The 18,316-nt window shown below is 68.6% G+C and carries 13 protein-coding genes and 1 pseudogene; 5 read left to right on the top strand and 9 right to left on the bottom strand.

Annotation, left to right across the window (positions count from 1 at the left end; translation table 11 throughout):
• Nucleotides 1–5: 5 nt before the first annotated feature.
• Nucleotides 6–761, bottom strand: a complete 756-nt coding sequence (locus OG294_RS11550; protein WP_327066394.1) for a TetR/AcrR family transcriptional regulator — start codon at nt 759–761, stop codon at nt 6–8.
• Nucleotides 762–856: 95 nt separating this feature from the next.
• Here OG294_RS11550 and OG294_RS11545 point away from each other — a divergent pair, with 95 nt between their 5' ends.
• Nucleotides 857–1,981: an FAD-dependent oxidoreductase gene (locus tag OG294_RS11545; protein ID WP_327066393.1), complete on the top strand. Its 1,125-nt coding sequence runs from the start codon at nt 857–859 to the stop codon at nt 1,979–1,981.
• A gap of 412 nt (nt 1,982–2,393) precedes the next feature.
• Nucleotides 2,394–3,245, top strand: coding sequence for an NDP-sugar synthase (locus OG294_RS11540; RefSeq protein WP_327066392.1), 852 nt, complete (start codon nt 2,394–2,396; stop codon nt 3,243–3,245).
• Between the two features lie 9 nt (nt 3,246–3,254).
• On the opposite strand, the gene OG294_RS11535 is transcribed toward OG294_RS11540, so the two are convergent.
• From OG294_RS11535 to OG294_RS11500, 8 genes are all read right to left on the bottom strand, one after another.
• Nucleotides 3,255–4,064, bottom strand: a complete 810-nt coding sequence (locus OG294_RS11535; protein WP_327066391.1) for an inositol monophosphatase family protein — start codon at nt 4,062–4,064, stop codon at nt 3,255–3,257.
• Nucleotides 4,064–5,242 carry a phosphotransferase gene (locus tag OG294_RS11530; RefSeq protein ID WP_327066390.1) on the bottom strand — a complete coding sequence of 393 codons (1,179 nt, stop codon included), beginning with the start codon at nt 5,240–5,242 and terminating at the stop codon, nt 4,064–4,066. The genes OG294_RS11535 and OG294_RS11530 overlap by 1 nt, the downstream gene beginning before the upstream one ends.
• 6 nt (nt 5,243–5,248) lie before the next feature.
• Nucleotides 5,249–6,895, bottom strand: a complete 1,647-nt coding sequence (locus tag OG294_RS11525) for a 1-deoxy-D-xylulose-5-phosphate synthase N-terminal domain-containing protein (RefSeq protein WP_327066389.1) — start codon at nt 6,893–6,895, stop codon at nt 5,249–5,251.
• Between the two features lie 74 nt (nt 6,896–6,969).
• Complete coding sequence (locus OG294_RS11520) at nt 6,970–8,250, bottom strand: aromatic ring-hydroxylating dioxygenase subunit alpha (RefSeq protein WP_327066388.1); 1,281 nt, start codon at nt 8,248–8,250, stop codon at nt 6,970–6,972.
• A 126-nt stretch (nt 8,251–8,376) separates the two neighbouring features.
• On the bottom strand, nt 8,377–10,761 hold the full coding sequence (locus OG294_RS11515) for a peptidase domain-containing ABC transporter (protein ID WP_327066387.1): 2,385 nt from the start codon (nt 10,759–10,761) through the stop codon (nt 8,377–8,379).
• A gap of 54 nt (nt 10,762–10,815) precedes the next feature.
• Nucleotides 10,816–12,114, bottom strand: a complete 1,299-nt coding sequence (locus tag OG294_RS11510; protein ID WP_327066386.1) for a condensation domain-containing protein — start codon at nt 12,112–12,114, stop codon at nt 10,816–10,818.
• Between the two features lie 276 nt (nt 12,115–12,390).
• Nucleotides 12,391–12,903, bottom strand: a complete 513-nt coding sequence (locus tag OG294_RS11505; RefSeq protein ID WP_327066385.1) for a phosphopantetheine-binding protein — start codon at nt 12,901–12,903, stop codon at nt 12,391–12,393.
• Nucleotides 12,887–14,446 (bottom strand): class I adenylate-forming enzyme family protein, encoded by a 1,560-nt coding sequence (locus OG294_RS11500; protein ID WP_327066384.1) that lies wholly within the window; start codon nt 14,444–14,446, stop codon nt 12,887–12,889. Before OG294_RS11500 ends, OG294_RS11505 begins: the two co-directional genes overlap by 17 nt.
• 126 nt (nt 14,447–14,572) lie before the next feature.
• On the opposite strand from OG294_RS11500, the gene OG294_RS11495 reads away from it, so the two are divergent.
• The 3 genes and pseudogenes from OG294_RS11495 to OG294_RS41085 form a co-directional block, all read left to right on the top strand.
• On the top strand, nt 14,573–16,996 hold the full coding sequence (locus OG294_RS11495; RefSeq protein WP_327066383.1) for an ROK family protein: 2,424 nt from the start codon (nt 14,573–14,575) through the stop codon (nt 16,994–16,996).
• Nucleotides 16,993–18,069 carry a hypothetical protein gene (locus tag OG294_RS11490; protein WP_327066382.1) on the top strand — a complete coding sequence of 359 codons (1,077 nt, stop codon included), beginning with the start codon at nt 16,993–16,995 and terminating at the stop codon, nt 18,067–18,069. Before OG294_RS11495 ends, OG294_RS11490 begins: the two co-directional genes overlap by 4 nt.
• Nucleotides 18,062–18,307: pseudogene (locus OG294_RS41085) on the top strand (alcohol dehydrogenase catalytic domain-containing protein); the annotation flags it as partial. The gene OG294_RS11490 and the pseudogene OG294_RS41085, both read left to right, overlap by 8 nt.
• Nucleotides 18,308–18,316: the final 9 nt, after the last annotated feature.

The following is an 18,316-nucleotide window of genomic DNA, read 5'->3' as shown; positions in this document are numbered from 1 at the left end:
GGTGATCATTCCGGCCGCGGCCGGCCGGTGCCGGAGTGACCGGATGCGGGCCGCAGATCGTTCATGAGCTGGCCGAGGGCGAACTCGAAGCGGTCGTGTCCGGTGCCGGAGATCAGCTCGGCGGCGTGGCGTCGAGTGTGCGGAAACTGCTCGGCGGGCAGTGCGGTGAAGCGGTCCAGCAGCTCCTCGTCGCCGAGCACCCATTCCTGATTCGGCTGCCGGCGCCGTTGCCGGACCAGCGACTGCTCCAGTGCGTAGGCGCTGACGTGGAGGGACAGCGCGTCGCGGGCCCAGCCGGCCGTCCTCGGTTCGACGCCGCCCGCGAGCAGGATCGCCAGGATCCCTTCGCCGACCCGCAGCGTTTCCAGGTTGGTCGGCACCATGGCCAGTGCGGCGCGCGAGACTCCGGGGTATTTCAGGTACAGGTCGCGGATCTGCGTGTACACCCCGAGCAGCTGCTCGCGCCAGGCGGCCGGGTCCGGTTCGGGGAGCACGACCTCGGCGTAGAGCCTGCCGATCAGCAGGTCGTCGATGTCGTCCTTGTTGACGATGTGCGCGTACAGCGAGGACGGGCCGGTGCCGAGCACGGCGGCGACCCGGCGGATGGTCAGCGCGTCGTACCCCTCGGTGGCGACGACTTCCAGGGCGGCGTCGGTGATCCGTTCGACGGTGATCGGCTTCTTGCGCGGCGCCGACGCGGCGACCTCCGCCGCGGGTTGGGCGTGGCGAGCTGCGCGGCGTTGGCGGGGATCGGCGGACACGCCGACCACTCTACCTTGACACGATCTAAGTTCGCTGAGTAGAACTTAGATCGTCAGGACGAACTAAGTTCGTGCCAGTGGCGCGGAGGTGTGTGATGCGAGTTTCCGTTGTCGGAGCCGGTCTGGGAGGTCTGGCTCTCGCGCAGGGTCTGCGTGGTGCCGGGATCGAGGCCGACGTGTTCGAACGCGACCCGGGGATCGTCGCGCGGTTCCAGGGCTACCGCCTCGTGCTGGATCCGGTCGGTCTCCAGGCGGTGCGCGACTGCCTGCCGACGCGCTGGCACCCGCTGCTGGACGAGATCGTCATGGAGGCCTCCGCCGAGCAGCTGATCCTGGACCCGCGGCTGAACGAGATCGGCAGGCTCGGCGCGGGCCGGACCGGCATCGTGGTCGACCGGCAGGTGCTGCGGCACCTGTTGCTGACCGGCCTCACCGTGCACACCGGTGCCGCGCTGACCGGCTACGACGTGCTGGCCGACGGCAATGTCCGGGCCCGGTTCGCCCGCCGCGGCCCGGCCACCGCCGACCTGCTCGTCGGCGCCGACGGCGTCGCCTCCGCGGTCCGCGGGGTGTTGTCGCCGCAGACCACCCCGACCGACACCGGCGTCCGATTCGTCATCGGCCGCACCCCGCTGACCGACGAGTTCGCCGGCCTGTCCAAGGCATACGGCTCGAAGATCGCGGGCGACGGCGTCAGCCTGCTGCTCGGCGCGATGCGCTTCCGTACCCCGCCGAAGCAGGCCGCCGAGCAACTGGCCCCCGAAGTCACACTGCCCGACATCGGCGACTACGTGCGCTGGGCCATGATCCTGCCGCCGAACGGCTCGCTGGAGAACCTGACCGCGCAGGACGCCGTGCTGTCCAGGATGGAAGGCTGGCACTCGGAGCTGCGCGCGCTGATCGAGCAGGCCGACCCGGACAACAGCACCCTGCTGTCCATCCGGGTGGTCAGGCCCGGCGAGCGCTGGGCGGCCGGCCCGGTCACCCTGCTCGGCGACGCGATCCACGCCACCTCCCCGACCGGCGGCAACGGCGCGAACACCGCACTGCGCGACGCCGACCTGCTGCGCCGCTGCCTGATCGAGGCAGGCGAAGGCCGCCGGGATCTGCTCGGCGCGGTCGACGACTACGAGCGGCAGATGTTCGAGTACGGCGCGGAGGCCGTGCGCAGCAGTCTCGAGAAGCTGCCCGCCTTCGCCCCCGAAGCGCAACTGTCCTGAGGCCGAAGCAACTGTCGAAGTCCCAAGTGTCGGAGATGGCAGCGCACTTGGCCGAGTGGGTCGCCGAGTTCCGCAACCGTCCGGGCCGACCAGCGGCGCTGCATCGGCACGTACGAGCCGGAACGGACTCTCGGGATCGCCAGGTCGACGGTCCCGACGCGGGTGTCCACCACGATGTGCCTCGTGCGGCCGTTCACCGGACCCCGGAAGCGGCCTGCCGGACGAATCGACCGGGCGTCACGAAGGCGGGCCCGTACGCCCGTTGTCACAGGTGGTCCGGGACAGCCTCGGACGGGGCAATGTAGGGTTCACCAGGCAAGTGCTCCGGTCCTCTGGAGGTCTCGGCGTGTCGGGGCCAGCACTCGGATCCGCCTGGTGAACAGCCCGGGCCAGATCGTTCATAAGGGGAGTCATGTCCGCCGATCGCGTGGTTGATCAGCTGAGCGACGTGTGGGTGGCCATGCCGATCGGCGGCATGGCCACCCGGGCCAGGGAGATGACCAACGACGCCGTCCCCAAGCACCTGCTGCGCCTCGACAGCGGTGAAACGATCCTGTCGACCATCTGCCGCGAATTGCAGCGGATCGGCTTTCGACGGTTCGTGTTCTGCGTGGGACATCTGTGCGATCAGATCGTCGAGCACCTGCGGGGCGAGGAGTGGATATGGAAAGAGGGTGTTTCCTATGTCTTCTCCGAGGAACGGACCCCGCTCGGGCCCGATGGCGCGGTGCTCGCGGCGGTCAAGCGCTGGCAGTTGCAGGGCCAGGTCCTGATGATGCCGGGCGACCTGCTGCTTCCCTGGGACGAGGTCGCCGAGATGACCTTGGCCCATGCCCGTCGTGAGCCGTCGATGACGGCTGCTGTCACGAGCCACATAACCCCTCGCACCACCGATGTCGGGCGGTTCATCGTCGATGCCGCCACCTGGCGCCTTCGGCATGTCTACGACCGCAGCCAGCCGGTGTCGCCGACGGCGCCCGGCGAACTGGCACTCACCAGTGCCGGCGCGATCGTGCTGTCGACGGATCACTTCGTCGAGGTGTGCGAGGGGTACGCCGAGGCCCACGCGGGCGAGAACGGCCCGCTGGGACTCCGTGACAACGTGTTCCCCTGGGCCATCGAGAGCGGCGGCTTCAACATGTACGCCCACGACCTCCGGGGCGAGTTGCTCGACCTGGGCACTCCCGCGAACATCCGCCACGGCCGGGAGAACTGGCAGCGCTATGTGAGTACCCAGGTCGCCGGGATCCGGTCGTCACGGTAGCTGCCGGGCTCAGCGGTCTCCCCGGCCGTGGGCCAGCGCCAGCAGGATGTCACAGGTGCGTTCGGCCCCGACCACGAGGACGGACGAGCCGCTGTCGAGGCTCTCGATGGCGACCACGGCTCCGGCCTCCTTCGCGATGACGAGGCCGGCGGCGATGTCGATGTACTTGTCCTCGGTGAGTCCCCAGCTGAGGTATCCGCCGAAGTGCCCCTGGGCGAGCCAGGCGAGAGCCAGCGAACCGGACCCGATGCTTCGCACCCGGTAGAACGAGTGGAACAGCTCGGCCAGCAGATCGTCCTGCCGTACTTTTCTCGCCGGATCGTCCTGGCGCATGAAGAAGTCGATGGCCAGCTGCATCCGGGCCGGATCCGCGGGAGCGCTGTACGAGAGCCGGCGGCCGTTGAGGTGGGCGCCGCGGCCTTCCATGGCCGTGTAGAGCTGCCTGCTGACCGGGTTGTATATCACCCCGAATATCGGGGTGCCGTCTTTTTCGAGACTTACCGTCACGCTCCATATCGGCACTTCGTGGGCGAAGTTCTTCGTCCCGTCGATCGGGTCTATGTTCCAGGTGTAGCCGTTGCTGCTGCCCGTGCTCAGCTCGGGCAGCTCCTCCCCCCTGAAACCGCATCCGGGAAAGAGGTCGCGGCACAGTCCGTGGAACGCTCGTTCGATCTCACGGTCAAGGTTGGTGGCCAGGTCGCCGCCGATGTCCTTGACCTCGACGACATCGAAGCTCCGCCACCGGTCGAGGGCCGAGTCGCCGGCCGACTTCACGAAGTCGATGACCTGTTCAAAATGATGGTCGGCAAATTCCAGCATCATGGTGCCCGCACGATCGAGGGGAGGAGGACGCTTCGGGCCGATGCGTCGGGATCGGCTTCTTCGAGCAGATCCAGGTGGTCGTTGGCCGCCTCCAGGTGGTAGAGCAGCAACGGCAGGGCCATCTCCGGCCGTGCCGTGGGGATGAAGGTGTGCGCGGCGGCGAGGGCGTGGAGGTCGGCGGCGAGGACGGCCCGGTCGAGGAGTCCCGGGTCGGCGACCAGATCGGCCGCGAATATCTCGGGCAGCACGTCCTCGATCACGGCTCGCACGATCTCCCTGGAGCGGAGGCCGAGATCGGGGTCGATGAAGCTCTTCAGGGCTCCGACCGTGATGTCGCCGCCACGTGACGACACGGTCGGCAGGACGAGCTTCTTCTCGTAAGAAGGCTCGAGATAGTCCAGCGAGAGGATGAGCTTGCCGATGTCGTAGGCCATGTCGCCCCCGGCGTGAAAGCCGTTCGGGTCGAAGAACAGCGGCTTGTCCGTCCCCTCCCTGATCATGATGTTCCCCAGATGGGGATCACCGTGTATGAGCCGCATCGAACCCTGCCGGGGCACCATGGTCCGCATCAGGGACGGGGTGGCCCTGATCCTGTCCACAATGGCGAGCGGCGTGAGCAGCCTGCGCCCGTTGAGGGAGATGGACGGTCGGCTGATGATGTCCCTGAAGAGCGGATCCAGCTGCATGCTGGTCAGCTCGCCGGCGTTGGCACCGGTGATGTCGAGGACCCGGTCGGTCCGGCCGGTGTACCGGTCGACCCGCTTCGCCACCCGATCGATGTAGTACGTGCGGGCGAACGCGCCGGGCTGCTCGGTGGAGGGATGCGCGTACAGCGTCGTCTTGAGGGCCGTGATGCTCGCCCTGATATGGCTGACCGACTCGACGACCCCGATGTTCCCATCGACAGCGATGTGCCGGAGCAGCCTTCCCTCGTAATAGGGCATGTCGTACGAAAAACTTCGACCGGGCACATCCCGCTCGGCCCTGGTGACCTGGCAGAAGTATTCTCTGGCCGGCCCCGGCAGGGTTTCGCGAATAAAGGCCGCTTCGTTCTCCAGCTTATCGTCCCCCGGATATGCGGAGAACTTCCTGACGAACGGTTCGCTACTCGCGTCGAGGCCGTACCACAGTTCGGTGAATTCCCCCTTGTGGAGTAGTCGTGCTGTCTCTGGCATCGTGTCCTACGCGTTCATGAGCTGCTGCGCTGCCGCCAGCACCGCCGCATCGTCGAAACCGATGTCCTCGAACACCTCGTCCAGCGTGCCGATGCCCGGGAAGCGGTCCCGGACCCCGAGGATCTCGTAGCGCATCGGCTTGTGCAGGAGGCTGGCGACAATGTGCTGCCCGATGCCCGACCGCACAAAGCCGTCCTCCAGGATCAGCATCCTGCTGCTGTCGCCCATGGCGCGCTGGAGTGCGTCGAGGTCGACGGGCGCGACCTTCTGGATGTGCAGGACCTGGACGTCGCCCAGCGCGTCGGCCAGGCGGACTGCCTTGCCCAGGGTGTTCCCGATGGAGATGACACTGAGCTTGCCGCCGTCCCGTACTTCGACGACACCGCTCTCCGTGACGCCGGCCTCGATGTCCTCGCCGGGCTTGTGGAGGAAGACCGGACCGTTGTGTTCGTGTTCGAGCGCCCGGTCGAGGAGCCGGTCGAAATCGGCCAGGCTTGACGGGTGGTACAGCGTGGCGTGAGGAATCGCATTGAGGATCGGCAGGGTGTAGATCCCCTGCAGGGTCTGCCCCTGGGCTGAGATGCCCGATCCCGGCAGAACGAACACCATGGGGACCCGCAGCATGCACGCGTCGGTGATCTGGTCCAGCGCCCGGGGGAAGAAGGTCGCGGGAACAAAGCAGATCACCTTGTTGCCGTTCAGGGCCAGGCCGGCGGAGAACGTCACGCAGTGCTGCTCGTTGATCCCCGTGTCGAAGACATGGTCGGGGTAGATCTTCTTGAGCTCCTTGAGGCCCGTGCTCCGGGCGGCGGCGGGCGAGACCCAGTACACCTCCCCGTGCTTCTCCGCCAGTTCGGGTGCCTTCTTGAGGATCAGGTCCCGGAACTTGTTGACGGGCTTCTTCTTGAGCGCGCCCGTTTCGAGGTCGAACGGATCGAGCCAGTGGAACGTGACGGGGTCCCGGAGGGCGGGCTCGTAGCCCTTGCCCTTGACGGTCTTCACATGGAGGAACACCGGGTGCTTCCGCTGCTTGATGTCGTCGAGCAGCTCGATCAGCTGCTGCGTGTCGTGGCCGTCCACGGCGCCCACGTAGTCGAAGCCCAGGCTCTCGCTGAACTCGCGCACGGTGTTGTGGGTGTGGAGGTACCCGACGGTCTCCGTGACGGCGAAGTCGTTGTCGTTGTAGATGACCAGCAGGTTCGACGCGAGAGCACCGGCGTGGTTGAGCGCCTCATAGGGCTGTCCGGCGGTCATGGAGCCATCGCCGAGCAGTGCGATCGACTTGTACTCGGGGTGGTTGACGGCGTAGCCGAGCGCGGCCGAGATGGAGATCCCGATGCGGCCGCCGATGTAGAAGTCGTACGGGCTCTCGTGGATGTCGGCGTACTCGCCGATGCCGCCGCGGTGGTCCATGGTGGCGAAGGCCTCGGCGCGGTCGGTCAGCAGCTTGTAGGCGTGCATCTGGTGGGCGCCGTCGAAGACGATCTTGTCCTTGGGGAAGTCGAAGACCTCGACCAGTGCCTGGATCAGCTCGATGACCGCCAGCGGCGAGCCGACGTGGCCGCCGTCGACGGACATCTTTTCGATGATCAACTTCCGCATGTCCGCAGCCTCTGTGACCAGTTGGGCGGCCGACTTCCTGTTCACCGACATACTCTCTCCTTCGTGGCACTCACGACGCTGACCGTGCTCAAGGCTCGTACGGCTGTACGGCTGTACGACACTGACTACGGCACTGACTTGGGGGCTTGGGCGGTCAGGAAGTCCTGACTGATCCCCATGGCCTTCTCGAATGCGTGCCGCACGTGTGCCGGCTGCCCGGCCTGCATGGCATAGGACGGATCGTCGCTGAGCCGCCAGTCGAACACCCTCTTGAGGCGCCACTCGAAGAACTCGCGATCGACTCCTTCGCGGTACAGCTGGGGCCGGTCCAAGGGCAGCGCGATGCAGGTGTTCAGCTCGGGATCGCGGACGATTCCGCGCGGGTCCTCGCCCTGGGAGACGCGCTCGATGTCCGCGAAGAGCCGCTTGCGGAGCAGGATGATCCCCTCGTCACTGCGACCCAGGTGCTCGCTGGTGCGGTCGGCTATCACGCCCTGGCCCACCCAGGCCGCGAAGTCCTGGTTCAGGATGTGACTGGTGATCAGCTCGCCGTTGTCGTCCGTCACGGGCCCGTACCAGTGGGGGACCGGATCCTGATCGACCGCGGGCATGTCCTTCGGAAGCGGAGCGTAGTGCCAGACGATGTTGAGCGTGCGGGTGTCGTCCACCGGAACGCGCCACTCCAGGCTGCTTCCGGCGTAGAGCACGTTCGGCCACAGGCACGCGATGCCGCTGCTGTCCAACTGGTTCGTCGGGGCGAGCGGAATGGGCAGGACGGGGGTCGTCAGCTCGGCCTGCCGGGCCACGGCGATGCCGAACTCGAATTCCTGGAACTCGATGTCCGTGTGGCGGGGGCCGACCTCGGGGTTCTCGGGGTTCCCCGCGCGCGCGACGTAGTTGGTGTGCCGCCACTCGAAGTGCACCGGGTCCACGCCGTTCTCATGGCACTGCAGCCAGTTGCACGGGAGTTCGGACAGGATGACCTGGACGAAGCCGCGGTCCCAGGTGAACGGTTCGAACATGGGGATGAGCGGGGCCGGCGCCGGGCCCAGGTAGGCCCAGACCATGCCGGCGAACCCGACGGCCTGGTACGAGGTGACCTTCACCTTGTCCCGGAACGGCGCGGACGACTCGGCGAGGTCTTCGTAGGGCTGCTCGACGCACGTTCCGGCTTGATCGAACAGCCAGCCGTGGTACGAGCAGCGCAGGCGCCGGCCTTCGACCCAGCCTTGGCCGAGGTCCGCGCCACGGTGGGGACAGCCTCGCTGCACCAGGCCGTACTCGTCGGTGTCGGTCCGGTAGAGGACCAGGTCCTCGCCCAGCAACCGAAGCGTCTTCACGCTCTTCTCGGCGAGCTCCGAGACCGCGGCGATCGGGTGCCAGTACCGGCGCAACAGTTCACCCATGGGAGTCCCCGGGCCGACCTGGGTCAACATCTGATTCTTCGCTTCGGAGAGCAACTCGCCACTTTCCCTTCGGTCCAGGGCACATGCCTAGGAGTAACGCCTACAGCTGCAGAACGGACGGCCGGCTCAGGCCGGGGATTCCCCTTGGCCCACGAGTGTGCGCATGGCCGGGGAATTGGCCATGAGATCCGCGTAGTCACCCTGGGCGACCACCCGGCCGGCCTCGACGACGATCACCTGGTCGGTGGCTTCGAGCACGGTCAGGCGGTGGGCGATGACGATCAGGGTGTGGTCGAGGGCGGCCAGTCCGTTGAAGACGGCCTGCTCGGTCGCGCTGTCCAGTGCGCTCGTCGCCTCGTCGAGGACCAGCAGTTGGGGCTTGCGGATCAACCCGCGGGCCAGGGCGATGCGCTGGCGCTGGCCGCCCGACAGGCCCAGGCCGCCCGGGCCGAGCAGGGTGTCGTAGCGCATGGGCAGCGCCATGATGTCCTCGTGGATGCACGCCAGTGTCGCGGCCTGTTTGATGTCCTCGAACGTGGAGCCGGGCTGGGCGTAGGTGATGTTCTCCCAGATGGTGCCGGCGAAGATCCTGGAGTCCTGTGAGACGTAGGAGATCGAGCGCCGCAGGGACACGCGGTCGAGTCGGTCCATGGGGTGGCCGTCGATGTGGACGGATCCGCTGGTGGGGGTCTGGAGGCCGGCGATGACGGAGGCCATCGTGGACTTGCCGGAGCCCGAGCGTCCCAGGATCGCGGTGAACTTCCCGCCGCCGAAGCGGACATCGACCTGGCTGAGGACCGGTGTGGTGCTCCCGGGGTAGGCGAAGGAGACGTCGCGGAGCTCGACGGGGCCGCTCACGTCCTCCAGCACGAGGGCATCGGCCGGGCGCTGCTCGGGTTCGGTGCCGAGCACGTCGGTGAGCCTGGCCAGGGTGGCGCCGAGGCCGGCGACCTGGAGTGCGCTCTGGACGACGCCGGCCAGGGGGACGAACATGCCCACGGCGAGGGAGGTGAAGCCCACCACGGAGCTCAGCGACGCGGTGCCGTTGGAGATCCTGTAGTAGCCCAGGTCGAGGACCGCGAGCGGGGCGAGGAACTGGATCGTGGCGCTGAGCGCCGAGCCGATGACCTGGTTCCTGCGGCTGCGGCCGCGCTGGTTGATCTCGTCGATGACGGTGTGGCTCCAGCGGTCGTGCGCGGTGTCCTCCAGGCCGCAGGCCTTGATCGTCTGCAGTCCGTCGAGGAGTTCGAGGAGCGCGCCCTCCGCGATGGACTGGCGTTCCAGTTCCTCCGCGGAGAGGTAGCGCTGCTTCTTCCAGAACACGACGAGGACGGTCACCATCACGGCGGCCAGGGCCATGCTGATCAGGGCGAACTGCAGGTCGATCACCAGGAGCAGGGTCAGGTAGACCAGCACCAGGGTGCCGTCGAACACCGCGGACAGGGCCGCGCCGGTCAGGACCTGGCGGACGGCCGAGCTGGTGCGCACCCGCAGTGCGAGGTCGCCGGGGTTGCGGCGGGTGAAGTAGTCGTAGGGCAGGGAGAGCAGGTGGCCGAAGACGCCGAGTGTGACGCGCCGGTCCGCGATCGACTGGAGCGCGATGAGTGCCAGTCCGCGCACGATCTGCAGCAGCGCGAAGGTGGCGCCGCCCACGAGTGCGAGGCACAGGATGACCAGGGCCTGGCCGGACTGCCCTCCGCTGCCGACGTGGGCGACCAGGTAGGAGGAGGCGTAGGGGGTGGCGAAGTTGAAGACGAGCAGCAGGAACGAGGCGACGGCCAGGCCGATCCAGCGGCGGTCGCGGGTGACGAACAGTTTGAGGTACTGCCAGGAGCTGTGGGCGACGCCCGGTGTGCGGCGGCGTGCCGGTGTGCCGGTGTCGGTGAGCGGTGCCTCGAATTCCAGTGCCACGCCGGTGAAGACGTCGGCGACCTCGCCCAGGGTCAGGCGCCGGCGTCCCAGCGCCGGGTCGACGATGAAGGCGTGCGTTGCGGTCACCTGTTCGAGGACGACGAAGTGGTTGAAGTTCCAGAACAGGATGCTGCCGGTCTTCAGGCGGTCGAGTCCGCCGGTGCCGACCCGCACGCCGCGTCCCAGGGCCCCGAAGTGCCTGGCCGCCTGGAGGAGTGCGCGCGCCGAGACCCCTGCCTGGCTGCTGTTGAGCTGGCGCCGTACGGCGGTGATGTCGGCGTCGATGCCCAGGTAGGCCAGGACCATCGCCAGGCTCGTGGGTCCGCAGTCGGCGCTCTCGGTCTGGTAGTAGACCGGAACCCGCTGGCGGCGTCGCCGCGGCAGCGCCGCCGAGCCCGCCGCCATGAGCTTGTGCAGGCGGCCCTGCGGGCGCTCCGTGAGCAGCCCGGGCAGGGCGAGGGCGTCTCCCAGGCGCCGGCCGGCGGCGCGCTTCTCGGCCGCCTGGCGGCTGAACCTGGCCCGGCCCACCGGCCCCGGAACCGGAGCCGGGGGCTGGGGCTGGGACTGCTCGGCTTCGGTCGCCTCATTGGATTCGATCACGGACGGCGCCTCCCTTCGGGCGTGGTGGTCTGGTCGGACGACAGGGCGGCTGGCTCAGCCCAGCAGGATCCGCTCGACGTCGGCCGTCAGCCGGCGCGCCGCACTCTCGGTGAGGCGGGAGCGGTTGAACAGCAGACGGAAGTGGACGCTGTCGTCCCAGCTGCCGGCCTTGAGCTGCACTCCGCTGACCACGCGCTCGATCGAGGGCGGGTAGGCGCCGTAGTGCACGGCGAGACCGCCCACCGTGTCCCTGAGCCGGTTGCGGGGATGGCTGACGTAGGCGAAGCGCACGCCGCGCTCCGGGCCGCCCACCAGGTCTCCCAGCGCGGCGACCTGGCTGGCGTCGACGGTCTGGCGGGTGACCCGGCGGTGCTTGAGCGTGTCGAACCAGTCACCGGTGAGGGCCCGCACGAGATCGGGCGGCGTGGCAGCGCGGTCGACGACCGTCGGCAGGCCCAGGGTGAGCATGCCCAGCAGCCGGCGCTGCCGCGTGCCGCGGGTGTCGACGGGCAGCCAGAGCGCGATGGAGTCCGCGTCGGTGTGCTCGAACACCGCTGACGCCAGGGCGTGCTGGATCCAGATGAACTCGGTGGCGCCGTTCGACCGCGCCGCCTGCCGCATCGTGCGCAGCCGCTCGCCCTCGAGGACGAAGCCCGTCTTCAGGGTGCCGGTCGCAGCACGGTCAGGGGTGCTGGGAGCGGAGGAGGCGAGGAATGCCCGGTCCTCGGGTATCCGGGCGTACCGGTGGCGCCAGAAGTCGGCGATGTCACGACTCTCGGCGCCCGGGGCCTCGCGTTCCGCGGCCGTGTCCAGGAACTGCGGACCCGGTTCGGCGACGGCCTCGTGATCGCCCAGACGCCGGCGGTACGCCCGCCACAGGTCCCCGCCGAAGATCGCCCGAACACTGCCGTCGACCGCGAGCTGGGAGAAGGTCGCGATGAACGCGTGAAGACCGGGTGAGTACTGGAGCAGCCGCAGCCGGAACGGGAACTCCGTGCGCAGATCCCAGCTCTCGGAGACGTCCTTCGTCGCCAGGCCGCAGACATACCGGGAGAACCGCTCCTCGGACCCGGCCGTGACCTTCTGGCAGGTGACCAGCTCGGCCGGCGGGGGTGTCGGCCTCGCCCACTGGTGCGGCCCGAGGGCCCCGCACCCGCAGACGGCCAACCGCAACGCGTCGTGGCCGGCGACGACCTCGCCCACGCTCGCGATGAATGCCGGGACGTCCAGCGGTCCTTCGATACGGTACGACAGTTCCAGGGTCGGTCCGGGATCCGTGCTGTCGCGCAGAGTCCGGTGGATCAAAAGCTGCGGGAGCGTCAGCGGTACCGCTTCCTGGCCCTGGTGGTGCATTCCGTCGTCTCCATATCGCTGAAAATCTTGGCTGGCATCCGGGATCCCGGATGCCAGCCAAGATTCAGTTACTGCCTACTACGCGACACAGTGCCCGTTGACCTTGGCACCGCCGACGATGTCGTCGAGGGCCTCGTCGGACAGGGACTCGATGTCCACGATCTCCGTGTTGAAGTACTCCATGGTTTTCACCTCCACAAAGGAATCGGATTTTTATGGTTCCATCCTCCGCACGGGCCGCACACCGGGGTGGCGGGCCCGAGCAAGGATGAGTCTCTAGGGCCGGGACCGCTCGTGGACGAGCGCTGCCAGCCGGGCGACGGTGAAGTTGTCGCCGATGTCGAAGAAGCCGATCCGGGCGCCGTACTCCTGAGCCAGGAATTCGATGGTCTCAACCGCCCCGAGGGAGTCTCCGCCGTGCTCCCAGAAATCATCGGAAGCACCGACCTCCGGCACTTCGAGAAGCTCCTCCCAGAACTTCGCGAGAGCCTGCTCCAGCGGGCCCGACGGCTGGGTGTAGACGTATTCGAATGGCGCTTCCGGTGACCCGTCGGCCAGGGCGGCCCCTTGGTCGCACCAGCCGTCCGCCGGCCATTCGAGCCCGCGGACGAACAGGACCCGCCGGACGTCCACGCCGTAGCACCGGCGGAACGCCGCGCGGATGTCGACGCCGGACCGGTTGCCACTGGTGGACAGGTGGACGGTGGGTTCGGGGCTCTCCTGGTAGGAGGCACCGAGGGCGTCGGGGCAGACCTTGCGGAACAGGGAGACGTCAAGCTGTCGAGCCACGAGGCACCTCCTCTTCGAAGGGGGACGTCACCGGAGTGCGGGCTTCCCGAGAACCGGCGGAGCTGAAAATCGCCCTTATCGCCGTGGCGTCGGGCTTGCCGATCTCCGACCGGGGTATCTCGGCCACCTGCAAGTGGATCCGGGGGAACCCGTGACCGCCCGCCTGGGTGGCGCAGAACCGCTCGAGCTCCGCGAGATCGGGGACAGCCTGGGGGTCGCGGGTGACGAGCAGCATCCCCACGTCGACCTGGCCGTCGTCCGTGAGCGCGATGCACTCGGCGTCCAGGATGTCCGGGTGGGTCCGCAGGACCAGCGACAGACGTCCGAGCCAGGCGACCCCGCTGGCGGTGGCGGTCTGGTTGGCCGCACGGTCGAAGACGTAGAGGTACCCGTCCTCGTCGACCCACCCCATGTCGCCCAGGCTCACGAAGCCGTCAGAAGTGCTCCGGAGCCAGGGGGTCGCCGCGTGGGTGCGCGCGGAGGCGCCGAACCGGCGAAGGTAGATCTGGCCGATGCCGTCCTCACCGCGCTCCAGGCCCTGCGCATCACCGATCCGTATGTCCGTCAGCAGTCCACGCCCGACCGATCCGGGCTTCGCCAGCCACTCGGAGCCGCTGATCACCGTGACGCCGACGCCTTCGGTGCCCCCGTACATCTCGAAGACACGTTCGCCGCCCAGGAGGTCCAGCCAGGCCTGCTTCAGCGGCGCAGGACACGGCAGCGCGGTGTGGAGAAGTCCGTTCAGGCTGTTCAGGCGTTCGGGGCGACGCGCGGCGGCCGGCAGCAGGTGCCTCAGGTAGTTCGGGGTCAGCATGAGCCACTCGATCCGGCGGTCCGCGATCGCGTCGAGCATCTCCTCCGGGTCCAGCTGATTGGCCAGGAAGAGCTGGTTCCGGTCCAGCACACCCTGGATGAGAGCGGCCACCGTCCCGATGTGGTAGATCGGAAGCACGATGAGCTGCTTCTGCCCGCTCTGCCACTTGCAGGTCCGGAAGACGACATCGGGCACGGCCCTGGGGTCGTAGCCGCCGAAATTCCGGAACGGAACGAGCTTCGGGATTCCCGTCGATCCGCTCGTCGCCAGGAGATAGTGTGGACGGCGCCCTTCGGCGGGGTGTTCCCAGCGCGTCATACGGACCGTCGCACCCGGTCCCTGGTCGGTCTCGGGTGCCCCGGGCATCCGGACGCTTCGGAGGTGACCGCTCAGCCCGGCCCGGCTCAGCGCACTGGAAAGCACCTCGGCATCGATCAGCGGTGCGTGCGGCAGTACGGTGACGCCCGCACACAGCGCGGCCAGGATGGTCTTCGCCGACTCGATGGAGACCGACGCCGGATGACAGATGACGGCGTCACCGTCCATGTCGCGGTTCCAGGAGTCGAAGAGCCCGGCGAGCGCAGAGACGTCTTCGAAGAGGCGCCGGTACGTGATTTCGCGGTACGTGCCGCCGGCGGCCAGTTCGGTGATCGCAGGGCGGTCCGGAGTTTCGGCCGCCAGCTCGGACAGTCTCTCTGATATCGATTGCACACCCGTGCCGCGTCGCATCGCCCCTCCTTGCCGCCTCTTGGTTACAGCACTTTTGCTTGCAGCGCTTTTCCTGCGTATTGAGCCGGGCTCGCGGAGAAAGGCGCCGAATAATCACCGGCCATCGTTGTTCTATGATTTCGAACCATGATCAGCAACTTGTTTGCAGATCCAATCATGGGGGTTCGGGCGGCGTCAAGAGCCTCGCTTCCTGCCCTTTCGGGCATTTCTTACGGCCCTGACTTGACGGTTGCTATTATCCTGAGGATCGCATCGCCGACGGCATACATCCTGTTCGTCATAGGGAGACCCGCATTTCATGTGTTCCATGACTCTGAGCCGTCCTTGCTCGGACTCTGTTACTCCTGCCGAAGCACTCCGGCACCAGCTGTCGGCACCGGCATCGGTACGGGTGCACTCATGACGACCAACGATGCCGTGGTGGTCTTCGACGTCGGCGGGACCCATGCGCGCTCGGCGGTGCTGGACGGCGAGGGCCGGCTGCACGATCTCGCCGTGCGGGCGACGCCGTCCTGGGCCAGCTGCCCGGGTGAGGGGGCGGCCGCGCTGCACCAGCGTCTCGTGGACCTGGTCGTCGCCGATGCGCGTCGGCTGGCCCGCCGCCACCGGGCGACCGCGGTCGGGGTGTCGCTGGGCGCGGCGATCGATGCACGGACCGGCATGACGGTGGGGTCCGGCCCGCTCTGGGGCGACGGAGACGGGCAGCGGTTCGACACCGCCGGGGCACTGCGGGATGCGGCGCCCGAGTTCCGCTGGACGGTCGTCAACGACGTCACGGCGAGCGCGGTGGCACTGGCCGCCCGGCCGGACGCCCAGCACCTGCGCCGACTGGCTGCCGTCGTCGTCGGCAGCGGTATCGGGCTGCGCACCGTCGAGGTCGGCACCGGCAGGGTCCCGGTATCCGCGGACACCGGCCTGCAGGGGGAGATCGGGCATCTGCCGGCCGGGTTCCGCATCGGCGCGCGGGAGATCGTGTCGCACTGCGACTGCGGAGCGACCGGGCACCTCAGCGCGTACGCATCGGGTCGTGGCATCGACCGGATCCTGAGGCTGCTCGCCGCCGAGGGCACCTCCTGGCTGGCCGGCGACGCTCCACTGAACAGCCAGTTCGCCCAGGCCGTGGCCGCTGGTGACGGAGAGGCGCTCACGGTGCTCGAAGCCGTGACCCGGCCGCTCGCGCACGCACTGCTCTCGGTGCTCAGCACCGACGCCGAGATCGACCGGGTGGTTCTCACCGGTGGAGTGCCGGCGGGGCTCGGTCGTGCGTACCTGGAGTCCCTGACGGCCCAGATGGATGCGGTGGGGCTCTACGGACGGTCGGGCTCGCTGGCCGACACGATTCAGGTGGCCGCACCCGATGCCGAGCTCGCGCTGCACGGAGCCGGGATGCTGGCCCGCTCCGGCGCCGCCGGGGCGCGAAGCTGGATCGTGCCGGGTGACAACCCGAAGTCCTACAGCGTGGTCATGGCTCCGGACACGCTCGCTTCCGGCCGGGGCACGGCGCAGGTCACGGCAAGGCCGGGCCGGGACGGTGCCGCCCGGCGACTCGTCGTGGCCGACAAGCGGGTGTGGAAGCTCTACGGGGACGCGCTGACGAACGCGCTGACGGGCGGATCGCAGGCCGTCGCCCTCGAAACGCTGCTTCTCGAACCGGACGAGTCGGGCAAGAACCTGGCCACGGTGTCCGATCTGGTGGACGCCTTCGACCGGTTCGGTCTGCTGCGCCGCTCCGAACCGGTCATCGCGGTGGGCGGCGGCGTGCTGCTCGATCTCGTGGGCTTCACCGCCAGCATCTACCGGCGCGGTGTTCCGCTCATCAAGGTGCCGACCACCCTGCTCGGGATGATCGATGCCGGCATCGGCGTCAAGACGGCGATCAACTACGGCGGGCAGAAGAGCCGGCTGGGCACCTACAGCCGTCCGGGCCAGGTCGTCATCGACCCGGGATTCCTGCCCACCCTGGATCCCCGTGAGTACCGCTGCGGTCTCGGCGAGGCGATCAAGATAGCGGTCGTGGCCGATGCGGTGCTGTTCGACCTGCTCGACGCGCACAGCCGTCCGCTGGCCGCGGGCACACCGGACCCCCGCGTGGAGTCCGAGGTCATCGAGCGCAGCATCGCGGCCATGCTCGGCGAACTCGTCGGAAATCTCGGCGAGGACCGACTGGAGCGGCTCGCGGACATCGGGCACGCGTTCTCCGGCGCGCTGGAAATGTCCCTGGAGCCCACGCTCCTGCACGGTGAAGCCGTCGCCATCGACCTCGCCGTGACCGTCATGCTCTCGCGGAACCGGGGTCTTCTGCCGTCGGCCGTCGCCGACCGCGTCATCCGCGTGCTGACCGACCTGGGCCTGCCGACGTTCCACCGGGAGATGACCCTCGACCTGCTGGTCGAGGCCTTGGCCCACACCAGCCTGCACCGTGACGGCCAGCAGCGCCTGCCCCTGCTGGAGGACGTCGGCCGCGCGGTGTTCGTCAACGATGTGACCGAGGCGGAACTGGGCGAGGCGCTGGCAGCGCTCCAGACCCGACAGCTGCAGGTGATGTCGTGACCGGGTGGCAGCTGGTCCGCTCCGGCCGTCAGGTCCGGATCGTGCCGATGGAGAGGCCGCGGGGTGATCAGCCGTACGTGTCGATGCTCGCCGTAGGGCTGTGCGGCACTGATGTCCAGATCGGCGCGGGCCACCGGGGGGACGTGGCCGCAGTGCTCGGCCACGAAGGCATCGGGATTCTGCACGGCGCTCCCGGTGGCGATCGGACGGTCGTGTTCAACCCCGTGGACGTGCGCGACCAGGACTCGATTCTCGGCCACAGCTTCGACGGGCTGTTCCGCAGCTGGGTCCCGCTGGGGCCGGAGCTGCCGCTCGGCGCGTTGCAGGAGGTCGAACCGCTGGACCCGGTGGCGGTCCTCGCGCTGTGCGAGCCGCTCGGCACCGTCCTCTACTCGTGGGAGCTGATCGGGCGCTCGGCCCCGGCCGGCCCCCTGTCGGTCGGGGTCTGGGGCGGGGGACCGATCGGGTTGCTCCACGTCCGCAGGGCGATCGATCTGGGACACGAGGTCGAGCTGGTCGAGGCGCGGCCGGAGCGTCTGGCCTGGGTGGAGAACCATTCCCGCCTCGCGCCCACCCACCTCTCCACGGCCGGGCACCGTACGCCGCGGCCGGTCGACGTGGCGATCGTCTGCTCCCCGCGGCCGGCGATGGCGAGTGCGGTCCGGCAGGCGGCGGACGCCCTGCGACCCGGCGGGACGATGGTGCTCGTCACCGCGCTCGACGCGGCCGCCGCAGCCGCCACCTTTGTCGACGCCACCGTCGGCCGGGTGCGCCGGCACAACGTCTGCGGCAGCGTCGATCCCGGGCTGGGCACGGTCACGGCGGTCACGCACGAGGGCAAACCGCTGGTGCTCACCGGCCACCGGGGGACCTCTCGGGCCCAGTTGCACACGGCGGATTCGCTCCTGCGCGCGGATCCCGACGGGTACAGCGCCCTCATCACCCATGAACTGACTCCCGAGGACGCGGTGGATGTGATCAACCGTCGGCTCGACGGGCGGTTCCGGACCGACGACGGCGCTGAGATCGTCAAGGTCGTCGTCCGCTTCCCCGACAGCGGTCGCCATGGGTGAATCCTCAAGCAGCGGCTTGGAGTTGGTGCCCGGCGGGGTTCGGCTCACCACCGGTCCGTGGCCGTGCCCGACCTCCCCGTCATGGGTGCTGGTCCTGCCACGGACCGTGGGGCTGTGCAGCTCGGACCTCAAGGAGGTCCGCCGGAGCCGGGACGTGCGGTCCGACTTCGGCCACGAAATGGTCGGGCTCGTCCACAGCAGCAGCACGGACGACCTTCCACCCGGTCTGAGGGTGTGCTTGGACCCG

Origin of the sequence: Kitasatospora sp. NBC_01302 (assembly GCF_035976515.1) — a bacterium.
Classification (GTDB): Bacteria; Actinomycetota; Actinomycetes; order Streptomycetales; family Streptomycetaceae; genus Kitasatospora.
This window is presented reverse-complemented; position numbering and strand designations above follow the sequence as displayed.

Coding starts and splice junctions, on each gene's coding strand:
- OG294_RS11510 (WP_327066386.1), bottom strand. CDS start 12,114: ATGCACCACCAGGGCCAGGAAGCGGTACCGCTGACGCTCCCGCAGCTT.
- OG294_RS11545 (WP_327066393.1), top strand. CDS start 857: ATGCGAGTTTCCGTTGTCGGAGCCGGTCTGGGAGGTCTGGCTCTCGCG.
- OG294_RS11520 (WP_327066388.1), bottom strand. CDS start 8,250: ATGGGTGAACTGTTGCGCCGGTACTGGCACCCGATCGCCGCGGTCTCG.
- OG294_RS11530 (WP_327066390.1), bottom strand. CDS start 5,242: ATGCCAGAGACAGCACGACTACTCCACAAGGGGGAATTCACCGAACTG.
- OG294_RS11500 (WP_327066384.1), bottom strand. CDS start 14,446: ATGCGACGCGGCACGGGTGTGCAATCGATATCAGAGAGACTGTCCGAG.
- OG294_RS11540 (WP_327066392.1), top strand. CDS start 2,394: ATGTCCGCCGATCGCGTGGTTGATCAGCTGAGCGACGTGTGGGTGGCC.
- OG294_RS11525 (WP_327066389.1), bottom strand. CDS start 6,895: ATGTCGGTGAACAGGAAGTCGGCCGCCCAACTGGTCACAGAGGCTGCG.
- OG294_RS11495 (WP_327066383.1), top strand. CDS start 14,573: ATGATCAGCAACTTGTTTGCAGATCCAATCATGGGGGTTCGGGCGGCG.
- OG294_RS11535 (WP_327066391.1), bottom strand. CDS start 4,064: ATGCTGGAATTTGCCGACCATCATTTTGAACAGGTCATCGACTTCGTG.